This window comes from Alloyangia pacifica, assembly GCF_020524285.1.
Classification (GTDB): domain Bacteria; phylum Pseudomonadota; class Alphaproteobacteria; order Rhodobacterales; family Rhodobacteraceae; genus Salipiger; species Salipiger pacificus_B.
This window is the reverse complement of the sequence record NZ_JAIVKX010000022.1, coordinates 64827-86497: the sequence shown is the minus strand read 5'-3', so window position 1 is coordinate 86497 and position 21671 is coordinate 64827. Positions and strand designations below refer to the sequence as shown.

The 21671-nt window shown below is 67.6% G+C and carries 15 protein-coding genes; 8 read left to right on the top strand and 7 right to left on the bottom strand.

Going from position 1 to position 21671, the window contains the following annotated elements; all coding sequences use genetic code 11:
• The first annotated feature begins 5 nt into the window (after nt 1–5).
• Both LC039_RS24485 and LC039_RS24480 read left to right on the top strand, forming a co-directional pair.
• Nucleotides 6–1361: a cytochrome c gene (locus tag LC039_RS24485; RefSeq protein WP_226629105.1), complete on the top strand. Its 1356-nt coding sequence runs from the start codon at nt 6–8 to the stop codon at nt 1359–1361.
• 290 nt (nt 1362–1651) lie between these two features.
• Nucleotides 1652–2665 carry a formylglycine-generating enzyme family protein gene (locus LC039_RS24480; protein ID WP_226629104.1) on the top strand — a complete coding sequence of 338 codons (1014 nt, stop codon included), beginning with the start codon at nt 1652–1654 and terminating at the stop codon, nt 2663–2665.
• On the opposite strand, the gene LC039_RS24475 is transcribed toward LC039_RS24480, so the two are convergent.
• From LC039_RS24475 to LC039_RS24465, 3 genes are all read right to left on the bottom strand, one after another.
• Complete coding sequence (locus tag LC039_RS24475; RefSeq protein WP_226629103.1) at nt 2662–3414, bottom strand: TIGR02186 family protein; 753 nt, start codon at nt 3412–3414, stop codon at nt 2662–2664. The genes LC039_RS24480 and LC039_RS24475 overlap by 4 nt on opposite strands.
• On the bottom strand, nt 3411–4316 hold the full coding sequence (locus LC039_RS24470; protein ID WP_226629101.1) for a sulfite exporter TauE/SafE family protein: 906 nt from the start codon (nt 4314–4316) through the stop codon (nt 3411–3413). The genes LC039_RS24475 and LC039_RS24470 overlap by 4 nt, the downstream gene beginning before the upstream one ends.
• A gap of 283 nt (nt 4317–4599) precedes the next feature.
• Complete coding sequence (locus LC039_RS24465; RefSeq protein WP_226629146.1) at nt 4600–5502, bottom strand: LysR family transcriptional regulator; 903 nt, start codon at nt 5500–5502, stop codon at nt 4600–4602.
• A 124-nt stretch (nt 5503–5626) separates the two neighbouring features.
• On the opposite strand from LC039_RS24465, the gene LC039_RS24460 reads away from it, so the two are divergent.
• The 4 genes from LC039_RS24460 to LC039_RS24445 all read left to right on the top strand — a co-directional run bounded on the left by LC039_RS24460 (nt 5627) and on the right by LC039_RS24445 (nt 10207).
• Nucleotides 5627–7156, top strand: coding sequence for a sulfatase (locus LC039_RS24460; RefSeq protein WP_226629099.1), 1530 nt, complete (start codon nt 5627–5629; stop codon nt 7154–7156).
• Between the two features lie 14 nt (nt 7157–7170).
• Nucleotides 7171–8160, top strand: coding sequence for a Bug family tripartite tricarboxylate transporter substrate binding protein (locus tag LC039_RS24455; RefSeq protein WP_226629098.1), 990 nt, complete (start codon nt 7171–7173; stop codon nt 8158–8160).
• A 62-nt stretch (nt 8161–8222) separates the two neighbouring features.
• Nucleotides 8223–8708 (top strand): tripartite tricarboxylate transporter TctB family protein, encoded by a 486-nt coding sequence (locus LC039_RS24450; RefSeq protein ID WP_226629096.1) that lies wholly within the window; start codon nt 8223–8225, stop codon nt 8706–8708.
• An 8-nt stretch (nt 8709–8716) separates the two neighbouring features.
• Nucleotides 8717–10207, top strand: a complete 1491-nt coding sequence (locus tag LC039_RS24445; protein WP_226629094.1) for a tripartite tricarboxylate transporter permease — start codon at nt 8717–8719, stop codon at nt 10205–10207.
• Nucleotides 10208–10287: 80 nt separating this feature from the next.
• On the opposite strand, the gene LC039_RS24440 is transcribed toward LC039_RS24445, so the two are convergent.
• The 4 genes from LC039_RS24440 to LC039_RS24425 form a co-directional block, all read right to left on the bottom strand.
• Nucleotides 10288–11622, bottom strand: coding sequence for an HlyD family type I secretion periplasmic adaptor subunit (locus LC039_RS24440; protein ID WP_226629092.1), 1335 nt, complete (start codon nt 11620–11622; stop codon nt 10288–10290).
• Nucleotides 11619–13586: a type I secretion system permease/ATPase gene (locus tag LC039_RS24435; protein ID WP_226629091.1), complete on the bottom strand. Its 1968-nt coding sequence runs from the start codon at nt 13584–13586 to the stop codon at nt 11619–11621. The genes LC039_RS24440 and LC039_RS24435 overlap by 4 nt, the downstream gene beginning before the upstream one ends.
• A gap of 274 nt (nt 13587–13860) precedes the next feature.
• Nucleotides 13861–16344: a hypothetical protein gene (locus tag LC039_RS24430; RefSeq protein WP_226629089.1), complete on the bottom strand. Its 2484-nt coding sequence runs from the start codon at nt 16342–16344 to the stop codon at nt 13861–13863.
• A 62-nt stretch (nt 16345–16406) separates the two neighbouring features.
• Nucleotides 16407–19700: a beta strand repeat-containing protein gene (locus tag LC039_RS24425; protein ID WP_226629087.1), complete on the bottom strand. Its 3294-nt coding sequence runs from the start codon at nt 19698–19700 to the stop codon at nt 16407–16409.
• A 739-nt stretch (nt 19701–20439) separates the two neighbouring features.
• Here LC039_RS24425 and LC039_RS27015 point away from each other — a divergent pair.
• Together LC039_RS27015 and LC039_RS24415 are read left to right on the top strand one after the other, a co-directional pair.
• Nucleotides 20440–21159, top strand: a complete 720-nt coding sequence (locus LC039_RS27015) for a response regulator transcription factor (protein ID WP_319003744.1) — start codon at nt 20440–20442, stop codon at nt 21157–21159.
• Nucleotides 21160–21654, top strand: a complete 495-nt coding sequence (locus LC039_RS24415; protein WP_226629085.1) for a hypothetical protein — start codon at nt 21160–21162, stop codon at nt 21652–21654.
• Nucleotides 21655–21671 lie beyond the last annotated feature (17 nt).

The window sequence follows — 21671 nt, the reverse complement described above, 5'->3', positions numbered from 1 at the left end:
CGTAAATGAAGACTTTCCTCCGCATTATCGGCGGTCTGGTCGTGCTGGGCGTCATCGCCCTGCTGGCCTTCATCTTCGTGCCGGTGCAGCGCACCGCACCCGCAAAGGAACTGGCCGCCGACTGGCAGCCCGAGCCCGGGCAGGGTGAATACGTGATGCATGCCTCGGACTGCGTTGCCTGCCACACCGCCGAGGGTGGCGAGCCGCTCGCCGGTGGTCGCGCGATCGCTTCGCCGATGGGCACCATCTGGTCGACCAACATCACCCCCGACACCGAGACCGGCATCGGCGAGTGGTCCTATGACGACTTCCGCGGCGCCATGGTGGACGGCATCGCCAAGGGCGGCACGCATCTCTACCCGGCAATGCCCTACGAGAACTACCGGCTGATGCAGGAAGAGGACATCCGGGCCCTCTACGATTACCTCATGGCCGAGGTCGCGCCGGTGCAGAACGAGGTGCAGGAAACGCAGCTGTCCTTCCCCTTCAATCTGCGCTTCGGCATCCGGGCTTGGAACTGGCTGGCGCTGACCCATGACGCCGGCTTCAACCCGGTGGGCACCTCGGACCTGCAGGACCGCGGCCAGTACCTCGTCGAAGGTCCCGGCCACTGCGCCGCCTGCCACAGCCCGCGCACGCCCTTCATGGCGCAGGACGGGGTGACCGCCTCGGACGATGCCTTCCTCACCGGCGGCGTGATCGACGGCTGGAACGCCCCGGCGCTGCGCGGCGAAGGCTCTGCCCCGCAGGCCTGGACCGTCGGCGAGCTGGCCGATTACCTCGCCACCGGCCGCAACGCGCATTCCGCCGCCAACGGCGAGATGGGCCTCGTGGTCGAGCACTCGCTGCAGTACCTGACGGACGAGGACAACCTCGCCATGGCCGCCTTCCTCAAGGGGATCGACGGCGCCGAGGTCGAGGCCCCCGAAACCGTCGCCGCCGCGGGTCCGATCGCAACGCCGGATCCCGAGGCGGACGACGCGGGGCGCGAGACGGCAGAGCTGCTGATCTCGGCGGATCCCGAGATGCCGCTTGGTGCGCGCCTCTACACCGACAACTGCATTGGCTGCCACTTTGCCTCCGGCAAGGGTGCCCCGGGCCTCTTCCCCGAGTTGCAGGACAACCACCTGGTGACCGGCTCGGAAACCGCGCCGCTGATCTCGGTGATCCTCAACGGCGCCGAGGTGCCCGGCACCGCCAAGCGGCCCATGACGCTGCGCATGCAGGGCTATGCCGAGCGCCTGTCGGACGACGAGGTCGCCGAGCTCGCGACCTGGCTGCGCGGGGCATGGGGCAATGATGCCGGGCCGGTGAGCCCCGCCGACGTCGCCGACGTGCGAGACACCGACGCGACCCACTGAGCACGGCACATGCACAGAGAAGGGGCCGGGATTTCCGGCCCCTTTTTCATGCGCCCATCCGACATCACGAACACGGCGAGTGCGCAAATCGCCTGCCCGCGCATGGTGATCCGCTAAAGTCCATCTCCAGGGCACGCGCGCGAACCCGCCTCCGGAAGCTCACGGCATAGCGCTGCCCCGCCCTGTTCCGCCGCGCTGACGCTGGGCGCGCACCTGCCCCCGTAGGTGGACCTTCGCCCCCCGACCGCGATATGGAATGGGCGAAGACTCCCTACATGTTCGGGCCAGAAATGCACTCACCCCAGGACCCCGCCCCCTCGACCGCCACCGACGCCGCCGCCGACGCCACGCCCAAGTGCTGCGGCGCCGGCAGAGGCGCAGGCGCCGAAGCCGGGCTCCTCGAGGCCGCGCTGCAGGTCCCCGTGGCCGAGGAGGACACCCGGCAGGCGCTGCGCGCGCGCCTGCGCGAGATCCCCGGCGGGTTCTTCGAGATGGGCGCGCGCAAGTCCACCTTCCCCGCCGACCTCGACAGCCCGCGGCGCAAGGTCTTCGTCTCGCCCTTCCTGATCGCGCCGCATGCGGTGACCAATGCCGACTACGCGCGCTTCGTCGAGGCCACCGGCTACCGCACCGTCGCCGAGCGCGAGGGCTGGAGCTACGTGTTCCACCTGCTGCTGAACCGGCCGCAGGACTGGCCGGTCTCGCCGCCCGGGCTGCGCTGGTGGCGCCGGGTCGATGGCGCCCTTTGGGCGCAACCCGAGGGGCCGGGCTCAGACGTGGCCGACCGGCAGACCCACCCGGTTGCCCATATCGCCTGGTACGATGCGCTCGCCTATTGCCGCTGGGCCGGGCTGCGCCTGCCCTTCGAGGCGGAATGGGAGAAGGCGGCGCGCGGCGGCCTTGTGAACATGAAATTCCCCTGGGGCAATGCGCTCACCCCGGGCGGCGTCTTTGCGATGAACACCTGGCAGGGCCGGTTCCCCGACGAGAACACCGCAGAGGATGGCTTCATCGGGACCGCCCCCGTCGATGCCTACGCGCCGAACGGCTTCGGCCTTTACAACATGACCGGCAATGTCTGGGAATGGGCGCAGGACTGGTTCGGCCCGCGTGCGCCGGGCAAGGGCGTCCCGCGCGACCCGCAGGGCCCCGAGAGCGGCACAGCCAAGGTGCAGCGCGGCGGCTCGTTCCTGTGTCACGTCAGCTATTGCGACCGCTACCACGTGCATTCGCGCACCCGCAACGATCCCGACAGCTCGACCTCGAACAGCGGCTTCCGCGTCGCCGCCGACCTGCCCGCCTAGCGCGCCCGCCGGAAGATCACCGAAGCCAGCCAGCCCGCGAAGATGGCGATGGCGACCGAGGCCAGCCCGTAGAGCAGCCCGTATTGCTGGGCCGCGACGTAGATCGCCTTCTGCATGGTGACCTTATGCACCGGCAGCGTCGCCTCGTCCCGTGCCACGACCCGCCCGTCGTCGAGCAGAAAGACCCCCACCCGGTAGTCCCCGGGCACGAGGCTCACCGGCAGTTGCACCCGCGTCGAGAAGAGCGTGCCATCCTGCCACAACACGCTGTCCTCATGCACCGTCAGCCGGCCGCTGCGGGCGCTCAGCCGCAGCATGGCCTCGGTGAAATCGGCGCGCGCCTCAAGGTCCTCGGTCTCGGCGGGCGGCGGGATCCGCGCGGCCAGGGAGATGCCGTAGCGCAGGTCCTCGACCGGATCGAGGATCTGCTCCAGCGGGGCGTTGCTGGCGATCGTGTAAAAGCTCGGCAGCCAGGCGAACTCAGCGCCCTCGGTGTAGGCCCAGATTCCCGAGACCCAGTCCTTGCGGCGCACCGTCGCCCGGCCCGGCGGCCCGGAAATGGTGACGACCGCATCATAGTCGGCGGGAAACCCGCTCGGCGTGGTGCCGAAGAGCAGCAGTTCGGAGCCGTTGAACCGCGTGTTGATCCGCACCTCGTCGAGGCTCATGCCGAAGGTCACCCCCTCCTGCGCCCGCGCGGCGGAGGCGCAGGCAAGGACAAGCAGCGCGAGGGCGAGAAGACGGCTCATTGCAGCGGCGTCCAGAACAGAGAGTAGGCTTCGCTGGGGGGGCGGATGAGGTCGACGGCCACCTTCCCGCAGACCAGCAGCACGAGCCCCGAGAGCAGGAGCCGCAGTTGCTCGCCGCGCAGCCGCGTGCCGAAGCGGGTGCCGATCTGCGCCCCGATGACGCCGCCGACGATCAGCAGCAGCGCCAGCAGGATATCGACCGTGTGATTGGTCGCCGAATGCAGAACCGTGGTGAAGGCGGCGACAAAAGTGATCTGGAACAACGAGGTGCCGACGACGACCTTGGTCGGCATGCGCAGCAGGTAGATCATCGCCGGCAGCATGATGAAGCCGCCGCCAACCCCCATGATCGCCGCCAGCACGCCGCAGAGAAAGCCGATCGCCAGCGGCGGGATCGCCGAGATGTAGAGCCCCGAGGCGCGGAACCGCATCTTGAACGGCCAGCCCTGCCCCCAGCCGTGGCGCTTGCGCCGGGCCGGGGCGGTGCCGCGCAGCGCACGCAGGCTCTCGAAGAACATCATGCCACCGATCAGCCCGAGGAAGACCACGTAGAAGAGCTGCACCGCCAGGTCGACCTGCCCCAGCTCGCTCAGTAGCGCAAACAGCCAGACCCCGAGCGCCGAACCGGCCAGCCCGCCGACCAGCAGCACCAGGCCCATGCGCAGGTCGAGCGTGCGGCGCTGCCAATGCGCCAGCGCGCCCGAGAAGGAGGAGGCGACGATCTGCGCCGCCTGGCTCGACACGGCCACCGCGGGCGGGATGCCGATGAAGAACAGCAGCGGCGTCAGGATGAAACCGCCGCCGACGCCGAACAGGCCGGACATCACACCGACCAGCCCGCCCAGCCCGATGAGGGTGAAGATATTGACCGAGATCTCGGCGACGGGGAGATAGAAATGCATGGTCTCATCCGTGCTTGGTCGGGTCCGTGTCCCGCCTGGCTGGGGGGCGCAACTCCGCGACAGCGCGCCTGTACGAGCCTTCTCTGCGCTGCGGTCGGGCGGCGGCGAAAGCGGATCGGCAGGGCGCCTGCTGAAATCGGTTCGGGCGCAAGGGTGACGAAATCTCCGTGCGACAGCAAGTGGGCTTCGGGCAAATTCTCCTCAGGTGCGGAAGAAACCGCGTCGCCGCGCGGCGCCCCGTCATCGGCGGGAGGTTTCGAGGATCACCAGCGTCGCCCGCGGCTCATGTTCCGGCCTGCCCCGCGTAGAGGCCGATCTCATGGCGCAGCCGACCGATGAACTCCCGCACCGGCGGGCGCGAAGAGACAATGTCGCGGTAGCACAGGCTCACCGGCATGTCCCAGAGCGGCTCTGCGAGCGGCAGCGACACGAGGTCCTCGCCGCGCACCGCCGCCGCCAGCGACGAGATCACCACCATGATCAGATCGGTGCCGCGCACGAAGGTGGTCAGCGCCGCGACCGAATTGGCGCGCATGGCGATGCGCGGCGCGGCGACCCCGTGGCGGGCGACCAGCAGATTGGCGAGGCGCACGAAACTGTCGTCGTCGTAGAAGCCGACCCAGTCGTGCCGCGCCAGATCCGCCACCTTCACCGGCCCCTTGCCGGTCAGCGGGTGGGCGCGATCGACCACCAGTTCCATCGGCAGGTTGACCAGCAGCTCCCGCCGCAGACCGCCCGCAACGTCGAGCCCCGGCAGGGCCCCGGCAACCAGCAGCAGGTCGATCCGCCCCTCGGCAAATTGCGCCGCCAGTTGGTCGCCGACGCCGGTGACCAGGTCGATGGTCAGGCTGGGATAGGCGGCCCGCATGTCGCGCAGCACCCGCGGCAGGACGGTCGTCGACCAGGCCACCCCGGCGCCGATCCTCAGCGTGCCGGATTCGCCGCTGCGCAGCGCACCCAATTCCTCGCCCGCGTGCAGCGCCGCGCTCCGCATGGCGCAGGCGTGGCGATAAAGCAGCCGCCCCGCCGCGGTCGGCTCGACACCCTTTACCGAACGCTCGAAGAGCGGCGCGCCGACCTCGTCCTCGAGCCTGCGCAGGCTGACCGTCAGCGCCGGCTGCGACAGGCCCAGCATCGAGGCGGCACCGTGGATGTTGCCGGCGTCATGCACCGCGAGGAAGTGCAGCAGGCGGCGGCTGAGGAAGGTCTCGGCGGCGGACAGTGATAAATTCCATCTATCTTTGACGCATTCGTTTCTATTTTACATTATTGTTTCACCTCGTCCATCTTGCCCGCCGACTGGAGGAGCGATGCGGACTGTTTTCGTACTTTTCGACAGCCTGAACCGGGCTGCGCTGGGGGCCTATGGCGGCGACGCCATCGCCACGCCGAACTTCGACCGCTTCGCGGCGAAGTCGATGACCTTCGATCAGCATTACACCGGCTCGCTGCCCTGCATGCCGGCGCGGCGCGACCTGCACACCGGGCGGCTGAACTTCATGCACCGCTCCTGGGGACCGCTCGAGGCCTTCGACAACTCCTTTGCCGACCTGCTACGTGACAAGGGCGTCTACTCGCACCTGATCACCGACCACGTGCATTACTTCGAGGATGGCGGCAGCGGCTTCCACACCCGGTTCGACAGCTGGGAGTTCATCCGTGGCCAGGAATACGACCCCTGGGTCCCGATGGTCGCCCCGCCGCTCGAGAAATTCGCGGCGGAGTTCTCGGAGAAGCACTACCCGCTCGACCGCTCCAGCAAGCGCTTCCAGCATATGGTGAACCGCGAGGTAATGCAGGAGGAGGCGGATTTCCCGGGACCCAAGTGCTTTGCCGCGGGCTTCGACTTTCTCGAGCGCAACCGCACCGCCGACGACTGGCTGCTCATGCTCGAATGCTTCGACCCGCACGAGCCCTTCCACGCGCCCGAGCGCTTCCGCAACGCCTTTCCCACCGACTACGAGGGCGGCGCGCTCGACTGGCCGTTCTACGCGCGCGTCACCGAAAGCCCCGAGGAGATGGCCGAGATCCGCGCCAACTACGCGGCGCTGGTGGCGATGTGCGACGCATATTTCGGCCGACTGCTCGACTACTTCGACGAGCACGACATGTGGAAGGACACCGCGCTGGTGGTCAGCACCGATCACGGCTTCCTGCTCTCCGAGCACGGCTGGTGGGGCAAATGCCGCATGCCCTACTACGAGGAAGTCAGCCACATCCCGCTGATGATCCACGACCCGCGCCACCCCGGGGCCGCCGGCACGCGCTGCAACGCCGTCACCCAGACGCCCGACATCATGCCGACGCTGCTCGGGCTGCACGACGTGGCGCTGCCCGCGGAGGTGCGCGCGCATGATCTGGGCCCGCTGCTGGCCTCGCCCGGGGAAAAGCTGCGCGAGGCGGCGATCTTCGGTATCTTCGGCGGGCCGGTCGGCGTCGCCGATGGCGAACACGTGCTCTATCACTACCCGCCCGACTGGCGCGCGCCGGGGCTCAAGGAATACACGCTGGCGCCGCAGCACATGACGGGCCCGTTCAACACCGAAGAGCTGCGCACGGCAAAGATCGTGCCCGGCTTCGATTTCACCAAGGGCGTGCCGCTTCTGGCCATCGACGCGCTGCCGGACGCCAAGCGGGTGCCGATGAACGATGGCCTGGGCTTCGACGACGCGGAAACCCGGCTCTACGACCTTCGGGCAGACCCGGCGCAGACGGCCCCGGTCGACAAGCCGGAGGTGCACGCCCGGCTTCTGGAACACGTGGTCGCGGAATTCCGCCGCCACGACACACCGCAGGAGGTCTACCGCTGGTATGGCCTCGAGCAGATGCACACCGCATGATTGGGAGGAACCACATGACAATCCGCACACGCATCACCGCGGCGGCGCTCGGCCTTGCCGTGCTGGCCGGCCCGGCGCTCGCCGAATTCCCCGAGCGCAACATCGAGAACATCTACCCCTGGGCCCCCGGCGCCACCATGGCCGCGAGCCAGGTGATCGCCGACGCCATGGGCGACGAGCTCGGCGTGAACATCTCGGTGGTCTCCACCCCCGGCGCCGGCGGCGTCAAGGCCTTCGAGACCGCCATGGCCCGTGATGCCGACGGCTACACGATCTTCGACGGCTACGTCGCGCCGCTGGTCATCCAGCCGATGCGCGGCAACGCCAGCTGGACCTACGAGGATTTCACCCCGCTGTGGTCGGCGACCTCGAACAGCTTCGCCATCGCCGTGCGCGCCGATGACGACCGCTTCGGCGATCTGAACGATCTGCTCGCCTACATGCGCGACAACCCCGGCGAGCTGCGCTACTCGCCCGGCGTTGCGGGCGGCATCCCCCACATGGTCGGCGCTGCGATGATGCAGGCCACCGACACCATCGCCCAGCTCGTGCCCTACCCCGAGATCGACGTGGCGGTGCGTGACATGCGCGGCGGCATCCTCGATTTCATGATCACCAACCCGGGCGTCTACACCGTCAACAAGGACGACATGAAGATCCTCGCGGTGCTGTCGGATCTCGAGGGCGCCTCCAAGACCTACGACGACGCGCCGCTGGTCGGCAGCTTCGACGTGGACATCGGCATGTCCAACCTGTCCCCGAGCGGCTGGAACTGGTGGCTGGTGCGCAAGGACACCCCCGAGGACGTGGTGGCAAAGCTGCGCAGCGCCATGAAGGCGGCGCTCGACCGCCCCGAGGTCAGCGCGCGCCTGCTGGAGATGGGCTACGTGCCCACCGGCTTCTCGCCCGAGCAGTACGGCGAGATCGTCGGCCCGGTCGCCGATGAGCTGACCCACGGCGAGAAGGCCATCGAATGGGAGACCGAGCGCCTCAACGGCCTCTGATCCCGACCGACGATGCGACGAGCGGCCGCCCACGGGCGGTCGCGTTTTCGAGGGAGGACGAGATGCTCCGCAAATATGCCTATGACTGGGCGGCCTGGCTGTTCTTCGCCGCGCTTCCGCTGCTGGTGTTCCAGCAGAACGCCGGACCGCTGGCCGAACAGGGCGCCGCCTCGGGCGGGCCGATGGCCAATGCCGCGATCTACCCGGCGATCATCGCCTGGGTGATGGTCGGCCTTGCCGCGGTCAACCTGCTGCGCATCCTCGGCGGACGGCTAGCGCAGGGCTCCGCGCCCGAGCCCACCCCGACCACGCGGCTCGCGCTCTGGGCAACCTTGCTGGTGCTCGTCTACCTTCTCGCTCTGCCTTGGCTCGGCTACTACCTGTCGACGCCGCTGATGCTGGCGATCTTCTTCGTGCTGCTGGGCCTGCGCCTGCCGCTGGCTGCTGCGGGCGCGCTGGCGATGACGATGGTGGTGGCCGCGGTCTTCGAGGGGCTGCTCAACGTGGTCCTGCCGCTCGGCATCTTCAAGTTCACGCTTTTCGGATAGGTCGCAGCTTGCTTGATCTCCTGTTTCAGGGCGCCCCCCTCTACTTCTCGTTCCTGTCGATCCTGCTGACCCTGCTCGGCATCGTCGGCGGGCTGGTCATCGGCGTGCTGCCGGGGCTCGGCCCGCTGATGGGCATCGTGCTGCTGCTGCCGGTGGCCTTCCACCTGCCGCCGATCCCGGCCATGGCGATGCTGATCGCGATCTACGTCGGCGGCTCCGCGGGTGGCTCGATCTCGGCGATCCTGCTGCGCATCCCCGGCACGCCACTGGCCGCCGCGACGCTGCTCGACGGCTACCCGATGGCGCAGAAGGGCCGCAGCCAGGACGCCATCGGCCTGTCGATCACCGCCTCCTCTCTGGGCGGGCTGATCGCCGGCGTGGTGCTGATCTTCTTCTCGCCGATGCTGGCCGAATTCGCGCTGCGCTTCGCGCCGCCGGAATATGCCGCCATGGCGATGCTCGGCCTGCTGACCATCGCCATCGTCTCCGAAGGCTCGGCCATCAAGGGCATGATCGCCGGCGGCTTCGGCCTGCTGATCGCCAGCATCGGCACCGACGAATTCACCAACGCCTACCGCTACACCTTCGGCAACATCAACCTCAGCAGCGGGCCGAACCTGGTGGCGGTGGTGGTCGGGCTCTTCGCCCTGTCCGAGCTTTTCGTGCAGATCGAGAGCGGCAACTTCCTCGCCCGGCCGCAGATCCAGAAGCTCCGGATCTCCTTCCACGCGCTGCGGCTGGTGCTGCGGCACCGGGGGAACCTGCTGCGCTCGGCGCTGATCGGCACCGGCCTCGGCGCCATTCCCGGCGCCGGCGGCGATGTCAGTGCCTTCGTGTCCTACGCCGTGGCGAAACGCATGGCACGGGAAGAGGAAGGCTACGGCCAGGGCGCCGAGGGCGGCGTGGTCGCCACCGAGGCGGCCAACAACGGCTGCTGCGGCGGCGCGCTGATCCCGACGCTCTCGCTGGGCATCCCCGGCGACGCCTCGACGGCGGTGCTGCTCGGAGCGTTGTTCCTGCTCGGCTTCTTCCCGGGCCCCGACCTCTTCGCGCAGAACGCCGACGTCGCTGGCGGCATCTTCATCGCCTATCTCGCCAGCAATGTCGTGCTGGTGGTGCTGGGCATCCTGCTGGTGCCGTTCTTCGGGATGGTGCTGAAGGTGCCGAAGGCCTGGCTGCTGCCGGCGGTGCTGCTGCTGTCGACCATGGGCACCTACGCGCTGCAGAATTCGCTGTTCGACCTCGGCGTGATGTTCTTCTTCGGCGTCGTCGGCTACGTGCTGCGCCGCGCCAGCTATCCGCTCGCACCGATCATCATCGGCATGATCCTCGGCCCGGTGCTGGAGAACAATTTCCGCCGTGCGCTGCTGCTGTCGCGTGACGGGCCGATGATCTTCATCGAGCGCCCGGTCAGCGCCACCATCCTCGCGATCGTCGCCCTGATGCTGGCCTACGTGGTCTATACCACCATCCGCCCTCGCCGCGCGCCCGCTCCTTGATCGCGCGGCGCGGGCAGCCCGCCCAAAATGCGAAGGCGCCGGAGTGGACGGCGCCTCCGCGCCGATCCTGACATGTGCGCTCACTGCTCGCGGAACGCGCGGGACATGCTGTCGAGGATCGGTTTGCTGATATAGGCCGCGAAGGTGCGCGACTGGGTCTGGATCATGATCTCCACCGGCATCCCCGGCGTCGGCGCGAAGCCCGGCACCCGCGCCAGCTCCTCCGACGAGAGCGACACCCGCGCGACGTAGATCTCCTGCGCCCCGCCCCGACCGCCGTCGTGCAGCGAGTCCGCCGAGACGTAGATCACCTTGCCCAGAAGCACCGGGGTGGTGCGCTGATTCAGCGCGATCAGCCGGACGATCGCCTCCTGCCCGACCATCACGCTGTCGATGTCGGTGCGCGGGATCTGCACCTCGATGATCAGCGGCGCGTCCGAGGGCAGCAGCTCGACAATCGGCTTCCCGCTTTCGATCACCCCGCCTGAGGTATGGTAATGCAGCCGCACCACCGTGCCCGAGACCGGCGCCCGCACGACCGAGCGTTCCAGCACGTTGCGCGCCTTGCGCGCCTGTTCGGTGATGCTCTCGAGGTCGGCCTCGATCGGTCCCAGCTCGTCCAGCGCGGTCTGCCGGTAGGCGGCGCGGGTGGCGGCGATCTCGCTGTTGTAGCGCAGCTTGGTCTGGCGGATCTCGTCGACCTCGGCCTCGAGCCGGGCGAGCTGCCCCTCGGCCTCGGCCTGCACGCGGCGGATCGCATTGAGCTCGGACTTCTGCACCAGCTTGCGCTCGTAAAGCATGATCTTGTCGTCGAACTCCTCCTGCAGGATCTCGGAGCGCAGGCGCAGGAATTCGAGCTGCGCGGCATAGCCGCTCTCGCGCACGCTGAGCGCGTCGATCTGGCGGCGCAGCAGGGTCACGTCATTGTCCAGCGATTTGCGAGACACGGCGTAGGCGAGCCGCTGGCTGTCGAGGATGGCGGCGATCTCGGCGTCGTCGACCACTGCTTCCAGCCCCTCCGAGAAGGCCATCTCCGGCGCCTCGCGGTACTCGGCGTAGAGCCGCTCGGCGGTCGCCTTCAGCCGCACCTGCCGCAGGTGCAGCTCGCGCTCGCTGGCCTCGGCCGCGGTCTGGTCGAGGCTTAAAAGCTCCTCTCCGGCGCGCACGCGCTGGCCCTCGGAGACATAGATCTGCTGGATGATCCCGCCCTCCAGGTGCTGCACGATCTTGTTGCGCCCGGTGGCGACGAAGCTGCCCTGGACGATGACCGCCGCCGAGAGCGGAGCGCCGAAAGCCCAGATGCCGAATCCGCCGAAGGCGAGCACCATCAGCAGCAGCCCGAAGACCGCGAACTTGCGAATGGAACAGGGGACCTCCGCGTACCACGGAGCCTCGAGTGCGGTGGCGCGGGTCATTCGGAGCCTCCTTCCGGTCCGGGCACCGGCTTCGGCGGCTCCTTGGGACCGTTGATCTTGGACAGGACCGTTTCGCGGGCGCCGAACAGCGCCACCCGCCCGTCGGTCAGCAGCATGATCTTGTCGACCACGCTCAGCAGGGTCGGTTTCTGGGTGATGACGATGACGGTGATGCCCTGTTCCTTGGCATGCATCAGCGCCTGCGCCAGCGCCTTGTCACCCGCCACGTCAAGGTTCGAGTTGGGCTCGTCCAGCACCATGAACGAGGGTTTGCCGTAGAAGGCCCGCGCCAGCGCGATGCGCTGCTTCTGTCCGCCCGACAGCGGCGAGCCGTCGGCGGCGACCATGGTCTCGTAGCCCTGCGGCAGGTTGGCGATCATGTTGTGCACATCGGCGAGCATTGCGGCCTCGTGGATCGCCTCGTCGGTGGCATCGTCGCGCATGCGGGCGATGTTGGCCTTGATGCTGCCCGGAAACAGCTGCACGTCCTGCGGCAGGTAGCCGATGTTCTCGCCGAACTGGCGCGGGTCCCAGTTGCGGATGTCCATCAGGTCGAGCCGCACGCTGCCCGAGGTCGGCAGGATCGAGCCCACCAGCATCTTGCCCAGCGTGGTCTTGCCCGCCCCGGAATTGCCGATCACCGCCAGAGTGTCGCCGGGATTGAGGGTGAAGTTGATGCCGTTGAGCACGACCTGCTTGGTGCCGCCCGGCACGTAGAGCAGCCGCTCGACGTCGAGCCGCCCCTCGGGATGCGGCAGGCGGAGCTTCTCGTACTTGTTCTGCGCCGAGCGCAGCAGCCCCCGCACCCGGTCGCTGGCGCCGCGCGACAGCAGGAAGTTGTTCCAGCCCTCGATCGAACCCTCGATCGGCGAGAACGCCCGGCCCGCGATGATCGAGGCGGCGATGACCATGCCGCCGGTGATCTCGCCCTCGATCGCGAGGAAGGCGCCCCATCCCAGCATGGCGATCTGCGTCAGCAGGCGCACCGCCCGCGAGATCGAGGCGAAGATCACGTTGCGGTCCTGCGCCCGCACCTGCGCGGCCAGCGAGGTGGCGGTGTCGCGGCCCCAGATCCGGACGGCTTCGGGGATCATCGCCAGCGCGTTGATGATCTGGCTGTTGCGCGACATGGAGTCGAGGTGCTGGTTGGCCTTGGACTGGGCGATATTGGCCTCGGCGAACTGGCCCGAGGTCGCCCGCTGGTTGGCGATGGCGATGAACATCAGCAGAAAGGCCGTGACCACGACGATCACCCCGAGGTCGGGATGCACGAAGAAGATCGCCAGGATGAAGAGCGGCGCGAAGGGCACGTCGAGGAAGGCGATCAGGGTCGGCGACACGAGGAAGCTGCGCATCTGCTGCAGGTCGCCGAGCGTCTGGTATTCGCGCCCGGTGCCATGCAGCGACGCATGGGCGGCGGCGCTGAGGATCGGCGCCCCGAGCCGTGTCGCAACCAGCACCGCGGTGCGCATCAGGATGAACCGCCGGATCGCGTCGAAGACCGACTGAAAGAGGATCGCCCCCGCGATGATGATGGTCAGCATGACCAGCGTATCGAGCGAGCGGCTGGTCAGCACCCGGTCGCTGATCTGGAACAGGTAGACCGGGATCGACAGCAGCAGCACGTTGGTCGCGAAGGTCAGCACCCCGACGATCAGCAGGTTGCGCTTCACCTGGCCACCGACGTCGCGGAGGATCCGGTCGTAGCGCTCCGGATCCTGCCGCCGGTGGAACTCCACCGGCGGTTTGCCGTCGCCGCCACCGGAGCCCGACTTGAGCACGAGCGGCTCGTTGGCGCGGCCTTCGATGGTCACGCCGAGTCCCTCGCGCGGCCCCTTTGAGACGGTCCCGTCATCCCGCATGCGGGCCCGGGGCTCGTTTGTGGCTGTGGCGGTATCGGCAGGACCGGGGCCGATGTCGGCGTCGGCATCGGCGTCGGAGAAATCACGCGGCAGGCTGTTCATCAGAACCTCCCGCCGAAGGCCGCGGGTGTTGGATGGTCTCGCCGGGAGGGCGCGTTGGTCGGTCTTGGCATTGTGGTCTCCGATGGTCGGTCTATCGGCTGGACGGGGGCGCTTCCGACGGCGTCGGGAGCTGGGCCGGATGTGGCAGGGGCGGTGTCCCGAAGCCGACCCGCCGCCTGGGGTGTCGCCTCGTCTCCCTTCGCCCGCCGGAGCGGTCGCCGGTCCTCCGGGCCCGTGCGGGAGCGGATGGGGAGAGATGTCGGAAAGGCGGGCATCAGGTCATCGCGGAGGACAGGTCATCCATCTGCGCCGCGGTCTGGATATGGCCCATGTCGGCCATCTTGTCGGCCATCATCTGGTCGGCGGAGAGTTCCTCCTCGGCCAGGAAGGCCACAGCCTCCGAGACCAGCGCGCCCTTCGCGGAGACCTCGTCGTCGATCAGCGAGGCCTGGTGGATGAGCAGGTCGGAATACTCGCCCTTGCTCGCCATGATGTCGGAGTCGATTCCGGCGTCGTTGATCTTTGCCAGGTTCGCCAGCGCGTTCTGGCCGCTCACCAGTTCCATGCCGTCGGGAAGTTCCGTGGGCAGGTCGATGTCGTCGTTGTCCTGCATGCGGATCTCCTGCTCGACGATGCGGGACTGGATGAGATCGCCCTTGATCGCCAGCACCCGCGCGTATTCGAGCCCGGCGAGGGATTGGTCCTGAAGCAGTTTTTCCCGAACCATCTCCATGTCGTCATCCATGCCGGCGACGATCTCGGACAGGCTGTCGGTGGCCTCGACCGCGGTGTCGACACCGGTCTTCTCGATCCGCGCTTCGTTCAGCAGCATGTTGCCCTGCGGAGCGTCCTCGGCCTCGGCGGTCAGCGCGTCGGTGACCTCGTCAAGCGGTGCATCGGCCGCGAGATCGGACTCCGGGCCCTCCGTCTCAGGGCCGCTGCCCGTCTCCGGCTCCGTGGCGAGCACGGCATCGGCCTGAGCGGGGTCGGGCGTGGCTGTGAGGGGCTCCTCCGTCTCCGTGGCGGAACCATCGAGGGCGGGGTCCGGTGCCCCGGCGCTTTCATCCTCGGGGAGGCCCGCCGTGTCGTCACCCGCCTGCGCGGTGCCCTGCACCGCGTGGTCGCGTCCGCCGCTCGAGACCTCCGCAATTTGCCGGTCGGAGACCTCTTCTTCCTCGGCGATCTGGGTGTCCGGCTCCGTCGTCTCTGTCTCCACAGGCGCAACGGGGGCGCCCTTGGACGCCTCCGGCGCGCCGCTGATCCGGTCGTTGTCCTCGAGCGAAAGGATCTGGCTGATCGCATTGATCTCTATGAGGTTTCCCCCCACCAGGATCTGATCGTAGTGCATCCCGAGGGCAAAAATCTCGCTGACATTGAACAGCGTGTTGTCGCCCAGGATGAAGGCCGTGGAGGCCGCCGCGATGCTCACGCCGAACGTGTCGTTGTCGAAGAGCTGGATCAGCTGCTTGATGTGGTGCGACACGATCAGATCGCCGTCGATCCAGTCGATATGCACCCAGGCCGGACCCACCGAGCTCTTCTCGAGCGACTGGACGTGGCGGGGGCTCGGGGCGGAGGTTTCGGAAATCTCGGCGATCTGGGTGACGACGCTGCGCTGCGCCTCGGTTGCGGGAGGCTGGCTGTCGCGATCCGAGACCGCGGCGACCTGCTCGATCTGGTCGAGCTCGATCCACTTGCCGCCCGCCACGATCACCGGTGCATCGACCCAGGCCGTCGTCAGTATGGTTTCGTTGACCGCGTAGTTGCCGCCGGTCACCAGGCTGTGCCCGTCCTCGAAATCCGGATTGCGTCCGGCCTCCTCGGGCAGGGCGCGGGGATCGATCGCGTCATCGGTCGGCTCCGAGTTCTCCTCGGGCCGGTGATGCTGCGGCAGCAGGGCCTTCAGGCTCGGCGCCTCCTCGGCGCGCGCGCCGTTGACGATCTGCGCCGCGGCCTCTTCGCCATGGAAGACCGCCCAGTCGATGCGCACGCCCTCGGAGGTGTCCGAGGTGTGCCCGCCGCCGACGCGCTGCGGCGCAGGGTCCGCCACATGGCTCGCCGGGGTCATGGTTTCGAGCTCGGGCGCGAAGTAGGCTTCGGCGGTCTCCAGCATCGCCTCGGCCATGGCTTCCGCCGCCTCGAGCCGGAGCACGACCCCGGCCTCGGGCAGGCTGCCCGCGAGCTGCTGCAGACCTTCGGCGATCAGTGCCATGTCCGGGCCGGCGTCGGCGCGCGGGGCGAAATTCGCCTCACCCAGAACGTCATTGTCGCTGAGCCAGAGGCCCTGGTCGACGAGGTTCATGACCGAGCCGGGGAAGGGCAGCGCCGGGTCCACCCGCAGCACCGGGCCGGTCGGCGTGTCCGGCGGCTCGGGCTCCGGCACGACCGGCGGCCCGTAGTGGTGATAGGTGACATGCGGGAAGGGCCAGGGGCCCGCCGGAATGTCAAATTCGGGGAGCGCGCTGCCCTCCGGCGCCGGCATGGTCAGCGCGTGTTGCGGCAGGGGCGCCGAAATCGCGGCCAGTTGCGGCCCGGGGAACTGCGCGTCAAAATGGAAGGCCAGCGGCGTCTCGCTGCCGGTGGCCAGCTTGTAGTGGTGTTCGATGATCGGGGATTGCTCTTCGATGGGGTCGAGGTCCTGCTGCTTGCGCAGCTTCGCGAACTCCTCGTAGATCTCCCGGAGCCTGGCCTGTTCCACGGTCATCCCGAACAGGCCGATGAAATGGGTGATCGTCTCGGTGGTTCTGTCTACCAGCATCTGTCACATCCCCCTGAATGCGCCGGGCCCGCGCGGTGGCGGGCCCCACCGTTGGTTTTGGATCAGGCGTCGTCTTCGCCGATGCTCGAGACCGTCATCGAGCCGCCGACCATGGTCATGTCGACCGAGTTGCCCAGCACGTTGGCGCCCATCACGATGGATTGGTTGAACGCGCTGGTGTCGACGACCGCCGCCGCGGAGGCGTAGGACTCGCCGGTGACGAAGCCGTCGTCACCGTTGCCCGAGCCCCAGGAGCCCGCATCGCCGCCGGCGCCGCCGGCACCCGAGTAGGCGCCGCTGGCGTCACCGCCGTAGGCGTCGCCGCCGGAGCCCGCCCCGGCCTCGGCCATCGCCGAGACGTCGCCGGAGTCACCGCTCATCGAGGTGGCCTCGCCGCCGGTGCCGCCCATGCCAGAGTAGGTCGTGCCGCTCGCGCTGCCGGTGCCCGTGGCGCTGGAGTCGTCATCGGTCCAGCCTCCGCCACCGTAGCCGGCGATGGCCTCGGCCATGCTGTCCGCGGTGCCGTCGGTGTCGGACTGCGAGAAGACATCCGCATATCCGCCGCCGCCGCCGGTGCCGGTCGCGGTGCCCGCGCCATCAGACGCCGACTCCGCCGTGGTGGTCGCGGCGGAGGTTCCGCCCGCGCCGCCGGTGCCGGCGCCCATGACCTCGGCAGAGGCCGTGCCGTCCGCCGTGCCCGTGGCGTCGCCGGAGTCACCACCGGTGCCCTCGGTCATCGCCTCGGCCATGGACGAGCCGTCCGACGTGCCCGATCCGTCGCCGCCTGCACCGCTGGTGCCGGTGTTGGCGGTGTCGAGCATCGCCGAGCCGTCCGCCGTGCCATCGGCCGATCCGGAGGCGCCGCCGGTGCCATCGTTGGCGGAGTCATTGCCGCTCCAGGCATCGGTTGTGCCGTTGGCGTCACCGCCTTCACCACCCATGCCGGTGTTGGCCGAGTCCGCCTGGCCGGAGCCGTCGGACGTGCCCATGACATCCGTGTCACCGCTGGCCACCTCCGACGCCGCATCCGCCGCGCCCGAGCCGTCATTGGTGCCCGAGGCCGCGCCACCTGCGCCGCCCGTGCCATCGGTGGCGGCATCGGAGCGACCCGAGCCATCTGCCATGCCGGTCAGATCGCCCGTGGTGCCGCCAGTGACGTCGCTGGCAGCATCCGCCCAACCCGAGCCGTCATTGGTGCCCGAGTTCGACCCACCAGCACCGCCGGTGCCGGTCGACGCCGCATCGGCCTCGCCGGAGGCATCCGCTGCGCCGTCGACGTCACCGCCGTCGCCGCCTGCGCCTTCGGCGCTGGCTTCGGCATCGCTTTGGTTCTCGGCAGTATCGCGAACATCGCCGCTGGCGCCACCTTTGCTGTCGTTGTCACTCCAGCCGTCGCCGCCGTCGCCGGATTCGCTGTCGACGTCCTGGTCACCACCGCCAGCGCCGAGGGTCTGGGTCGCCGGCCCGGCATGGGAGTCCGTATCCCCGCCGGTGCCGTCACCGGAAGCCTCGTCGCTGTCGCCGGCGTAGCTTTCACCGTCGGCGTCTGCCTCACCCTTGGCACCGGCCAGCGCGCCGTTCAGCGAGTCGCCGCCGTCGGAGTCACCCTTGGTTTCGGCTTCGCCATCCGCCTTGGCAGCGCTGTAGTTGTCGCTGTCACCGCCATCGGCGTCGGTCTTGCTGTCGGCATAGCCGGAGCCACCTGCCAGCGAAGCACCGAGAGCGCCACCGCTGTCGGACTCGCCATCGGTCTCGGCATCGCCGTCGCTTTCAGCCGAGCTCTCACCCTCGACGTCACCGCCCGTGCTTTCGTGATCGCTCGCGGCCTCGCCTTCGGCAGCGGCCAGCGCGCCGCCAAGCGCGTCACCGCCCTCACCGTCGACATCGGTGTCGGCTTCGCCCGTGCCGTCGGCAGAGGACTCACCGTCATTGTCGCCGCCATAGCTGGAGCCGTCGGTTGCGGCCTCAGCCTCGGCCGCGGCGTCGATCTCGGCATCGGTGTCGCCACCGTCACCGGTCGAGTTCTCGCTGTCGGCATCGGTGTCGGCACCGGCAAGTGCGAGGCCGAAGTTGGTGCCGCCGTCACCGCCGCCCGAGTCGTTCTCGGCATCACCTTCCGAAGTGGCCTCGGAGTCGCCGTCGGCATCACCGGCGTCGCCCGAATTGGCCTCTACATCGGTTTCACCATAGACGTCGGTCGTGATCGCGTCGGAATTGTCGCCGCCCTCGGCCGTGCTGCCGGCCAGGCCGCCAAGCGCCCCCGAGAGTCCGAGACCCACGCCGAGTGCTTCGCCGTCACCGGCCTCGCCCCCCGTGCCCTCGGCATCGGATGCGGAGTCGATGGTGTTCTCGGCAGTACCTTCGTTGTCGGCATCGCCGCCGTAGCCGCCCTCGGCATTGGAGCCGGTTTCGGAGGCCACGTCGACCGCGGACTCGACATCGCCGGTCGCGTCACCAGAGTCGCCGGCATCACCGCCGATGGCCTTGGCCTTCGAATCTCCGCTTTCGCCGCCCTCGGACTTGGCAAAGCCGCCGAAGCCGTTTGCGCCCTCGGCGTCACCGGCAATGGTCTTGCCGCCCTCGCCGGACTTGCCACCTTCGGCGTCCGCGCTGATGCCGTCACCGGCCGAGGCGTCGCCGCCATTCGCATTGCCGTTCTGGTAGAAGCCCGAATTGTTCGCCACGCTCGCCGACTCGAGATAGTCGTTGTCTTCCAGCGAAGCGGACTGGTTGTTGAGCGACAGGAAGTCATTGCCCGCGCCGGTCAGCGCGTCACCAATGGTGGTGTTCTCGCCGACTTTCAGGTCGTCGCCCGGATCGAAGAACATGTCTCCGCCCGAGGTCATGTCGTCCCCGGGGTTGTTGGTGATGTCACCGCCCGCGGTGACGTCGTCGCCCGGGTCGTTGTTCAGGTCGCCGCCGGCCGTCAGCACGTCATGCACCTGGGCGTCGTCCGAGAGATCGAGGTCCACGACGTCATCGTCGCGCGGGATCCACTCGCCGTCGCCGAAGTCGATATTGATGTCATTGCCGTTGGAGACCGTGTTCTCGTTGTCGGCCGACTGCTTCTGGTCCTGATCCTGACCTTGGCCCTGATCCTGGCCCTGCTCTTGATCCTGACCCTGGTCTTGGCCCTGATCCTGGCCTTGACCCTGGTCCTGCTCATTCTGGACTTCGGTGTCCTGGTCCTGCTTTTGCTGCTGCTGCTGGGCTGTCAGGTCAGCTTCCTTGATCGAGATGTCGCCCGTGTCGACATCCGCATTGAGCGTCTCGATGTCGGCTTTGCCGATCGCGACCGCGTCGGACATGGCCCGCGGGTCGCCGGACACGTGGTGGGAGTTTCTATTGCTCGCCATAATGCGTTCCTTTTTTGACAAAAGGCACCACGCACTGCCAGTCATCTAAAAGGCAGTATCTCGGGTGCATATTGCGATGCGCCGTTAAATAGGGACCTGCTAGGGGCAGATCGGCGCGATCTCATTTCTGAAAGATGTTTCCTGGATTTTCCTTTGGAATGGCACGCCCTCCTCGAATGCCTTCAGGAAAGTCTCGCCAGCCGGGCAAATTCCGATCTGGCCCGCCAATCTTGCCGAGCGTGATGCCGCCTGCCTATCTGCTCCTTTGATCTACCCACAGGGTACCGACCGATTTTTTTCTTATATTGCATGGCCTTAAACTGAAATGACTTCGAACGACTTCCCGAAAGGCATGGAATTCCATACCTGTCGGCCCGCGTGCGCAGCGCCCAAGATGAGGCCGAACCTATCAAAAGGGTTAGTGACCATGTTCGAGAGCAAGAATGTGCCCAAAGCTTCTCAAACTGTTCAATTTTTAGAAGTGGCTGCACCGAATCGGTGCATTTATTGGTCGTTTTCGTGGAGTCGTGGGCGGATTCCTGCTATAGTCGAACGATTAGGTAGAAACTCGCCTCATTTGACAGGATCGATTCGGCTTACACGCGAAGTTTCCCCCGCGCTGTCGCCTTTTGCTCACCCAGACGCCGCGGACCCATCGAATTAATCGTATGCATTTTTCATTTCCCATTCGTGCCCCGAAAAATTTCTCGGAGGAAAGACCTTGTATAGATCAAGCAATTTGTCTCTCGAGGACGAGAAAGGCGAAAACGCCGGCGAAACCGATATCGCCTTTGTCGGAAGCCCGGTTTTTTACGGCCCCCAGGTCCTGAAACAGGTCCGAGCCGAATTCGGTCTGCGCGCCTTCCGTTTCGACAGCCTCGCCCCCGCCAACGAAACCTGCCGCCACTCGCCCCTGCACCTTGCGGTCGTGGATCAGGCATTTGGCGACGAGCTTCTGGAGCTTGCGAGCAAGGATCAGCCGGTTCTCGGCAACGCGACAATCGCCCTGGCCTATCGCACCCCGACCGTCGCCCGCGAATTCATGCAGCGCTGGACCGCACGGTTCGAACGCCCGGTCGGCTTCCTGCCGATGAACGTCCCGATCGAGGTCTGGCTCTCTTTCATGCGGCTGCTGCTGCACTGCCAGCTGGTCCTGCCGGACGAGCTTGTCAGCGCGGCTCCGCAGACACCCGCCAAACGACAAGCCTCTCCCGCAACCGAAAGCGACACACGCCCGACCGCGACGGCCAGCATGAAGCAGCTCACGAGCCGCGAGCAACAGGTGCTGGAGCTGATCGCGCGCGGCGAAAGCAACAAACGGATCGCCGCGGAACTGAACATCACCGTGCACACGGTCAAACTGCACGTGCACAACCTGGTGCAGAAGCTCGCCGTGCCCAACCGCACCGCCGCCGTCGGGCTCTACTTCGAGCACACGCAGGACGGAAGGCCGGGCTAGATGATGGATCCCGCGCCGCTCTTCGATCGGCTGCTGCTTCTGACAGGACGGCTCAACTACGTCTGGACCAACACCGAAAGCGTGCTGATCCACTTCATTGCCGGGCTTCTGGGCACCGACAAGGAGCGCGCCGTGATCGTCTTCCTGACGCTCAACACGACACGCGCCCGGCTCGATCTGGTCGAGCGCTTGGCCAAGGCCGAGGGCCGCTCCCCCGCCGAGCGCGACGACATCCTCGCCTGCACAGGGCGGTTCGGCGAGCTGGCGCGGCTGAGGAACCACTACAATCACTGCATCTACTCGTTCGACAGCGAGCGCGGCAGCTACAAGACCATCCTGATGCGCATCGCCGACCGCAAGACGGACATCCGCATGGGCCGCAGCGACGAGATCGACGAGGGGGAAATCGAGCGGATCGACCAGACGATCCAGCAGCTCAAGGAGCTGAACCTGCAGATGTGGGCGCTGATCCGTCGGCTCGAGTTTCCGGTCTGACTCCTGTTGCAGCGAAG

Coding starts and splice junctions, on each gene's coding strand:
- LC039_RS24485 (WP_226629105.1), top strand. CDS start 6: ATGAAGACTTTCCTCCGCATTATCGGCGGTCTGGTCGTGCTGGGCGTC.
- LC039_RS24480 (WP_226629104.1), top strand. CDS start 1,652: ATGCACTCACCCCAGGACCCCGCCCCCTCGACCGCCACCGACGCCGCC.
- LC039_RS24475 (WP_226629103.1), bottom strand. CDS start 3,414: ATGAGCCGTCTTCTCGCCCTCGCGCTGCTTGTCCTTGCCTGCGCCTCC.
- LC039_RS24470 (WP_226629101.1), bottom strand. CDS start 4,316: ATGCATTTCTATCTCCCCGTCGCCGAGATCTCGGTCAATATCTTCACC.
- LC039_RS24460 (WP_226629099.1), top strand. CDS start 5,627: ATGCGGACTGTTTTCGTACTTTTCGACAGCCTGAACCGGGCTGCGCTG.
- LC039_RS24455 (WP_226629098.1), top strand. CDS start 7,171: ATGACAATCCGCACACGCATCACCGCGGCGGCGCTCGGCCTTGCCGTG.
- LC039_RS24450 (WP_226629096.1), top strand. CDS start 8,223: ATGCTCCGCAAATATGCCTATGACTGGGCGGCCTGGCTGTTCTTCGCC.
- LC039_RS24440 (WP_226629092.1), bottom strand. CDS start 11,622: ATGACCCGCGCCACCGCACTCGAGGCTCCGTGGTACGCGGAGGTCCCC.
- LC039_RS24435 (WP_226629091.1), bottom strand. CDS start 13,586: ATGAACAGCCTGCCGCGTGATTTCTCCGACGCCGATGCCGACGCCGAC.
- LC039_RS24430 (WP_226629089.1), bottom strand. CDS start 16,344: ATGCTGGTAGACAGAACCACCGAGACGATCACCCATTTCATCGGCCTG.
- LC039_RS24425 (WP_226629087.1), bottom strand. CDS start 19,700: ATGGCGAGCAATAGAAACTCCCACCACGTGTCCGGCGACCCGCGGGCC.
- LC039_RS24415 (WP_226629085.1), top strand. CDS start 21,160: ATGATGGATCCCGCGCCGCTCTTCGATCGGCTGCTGCTTCTGACAGGA.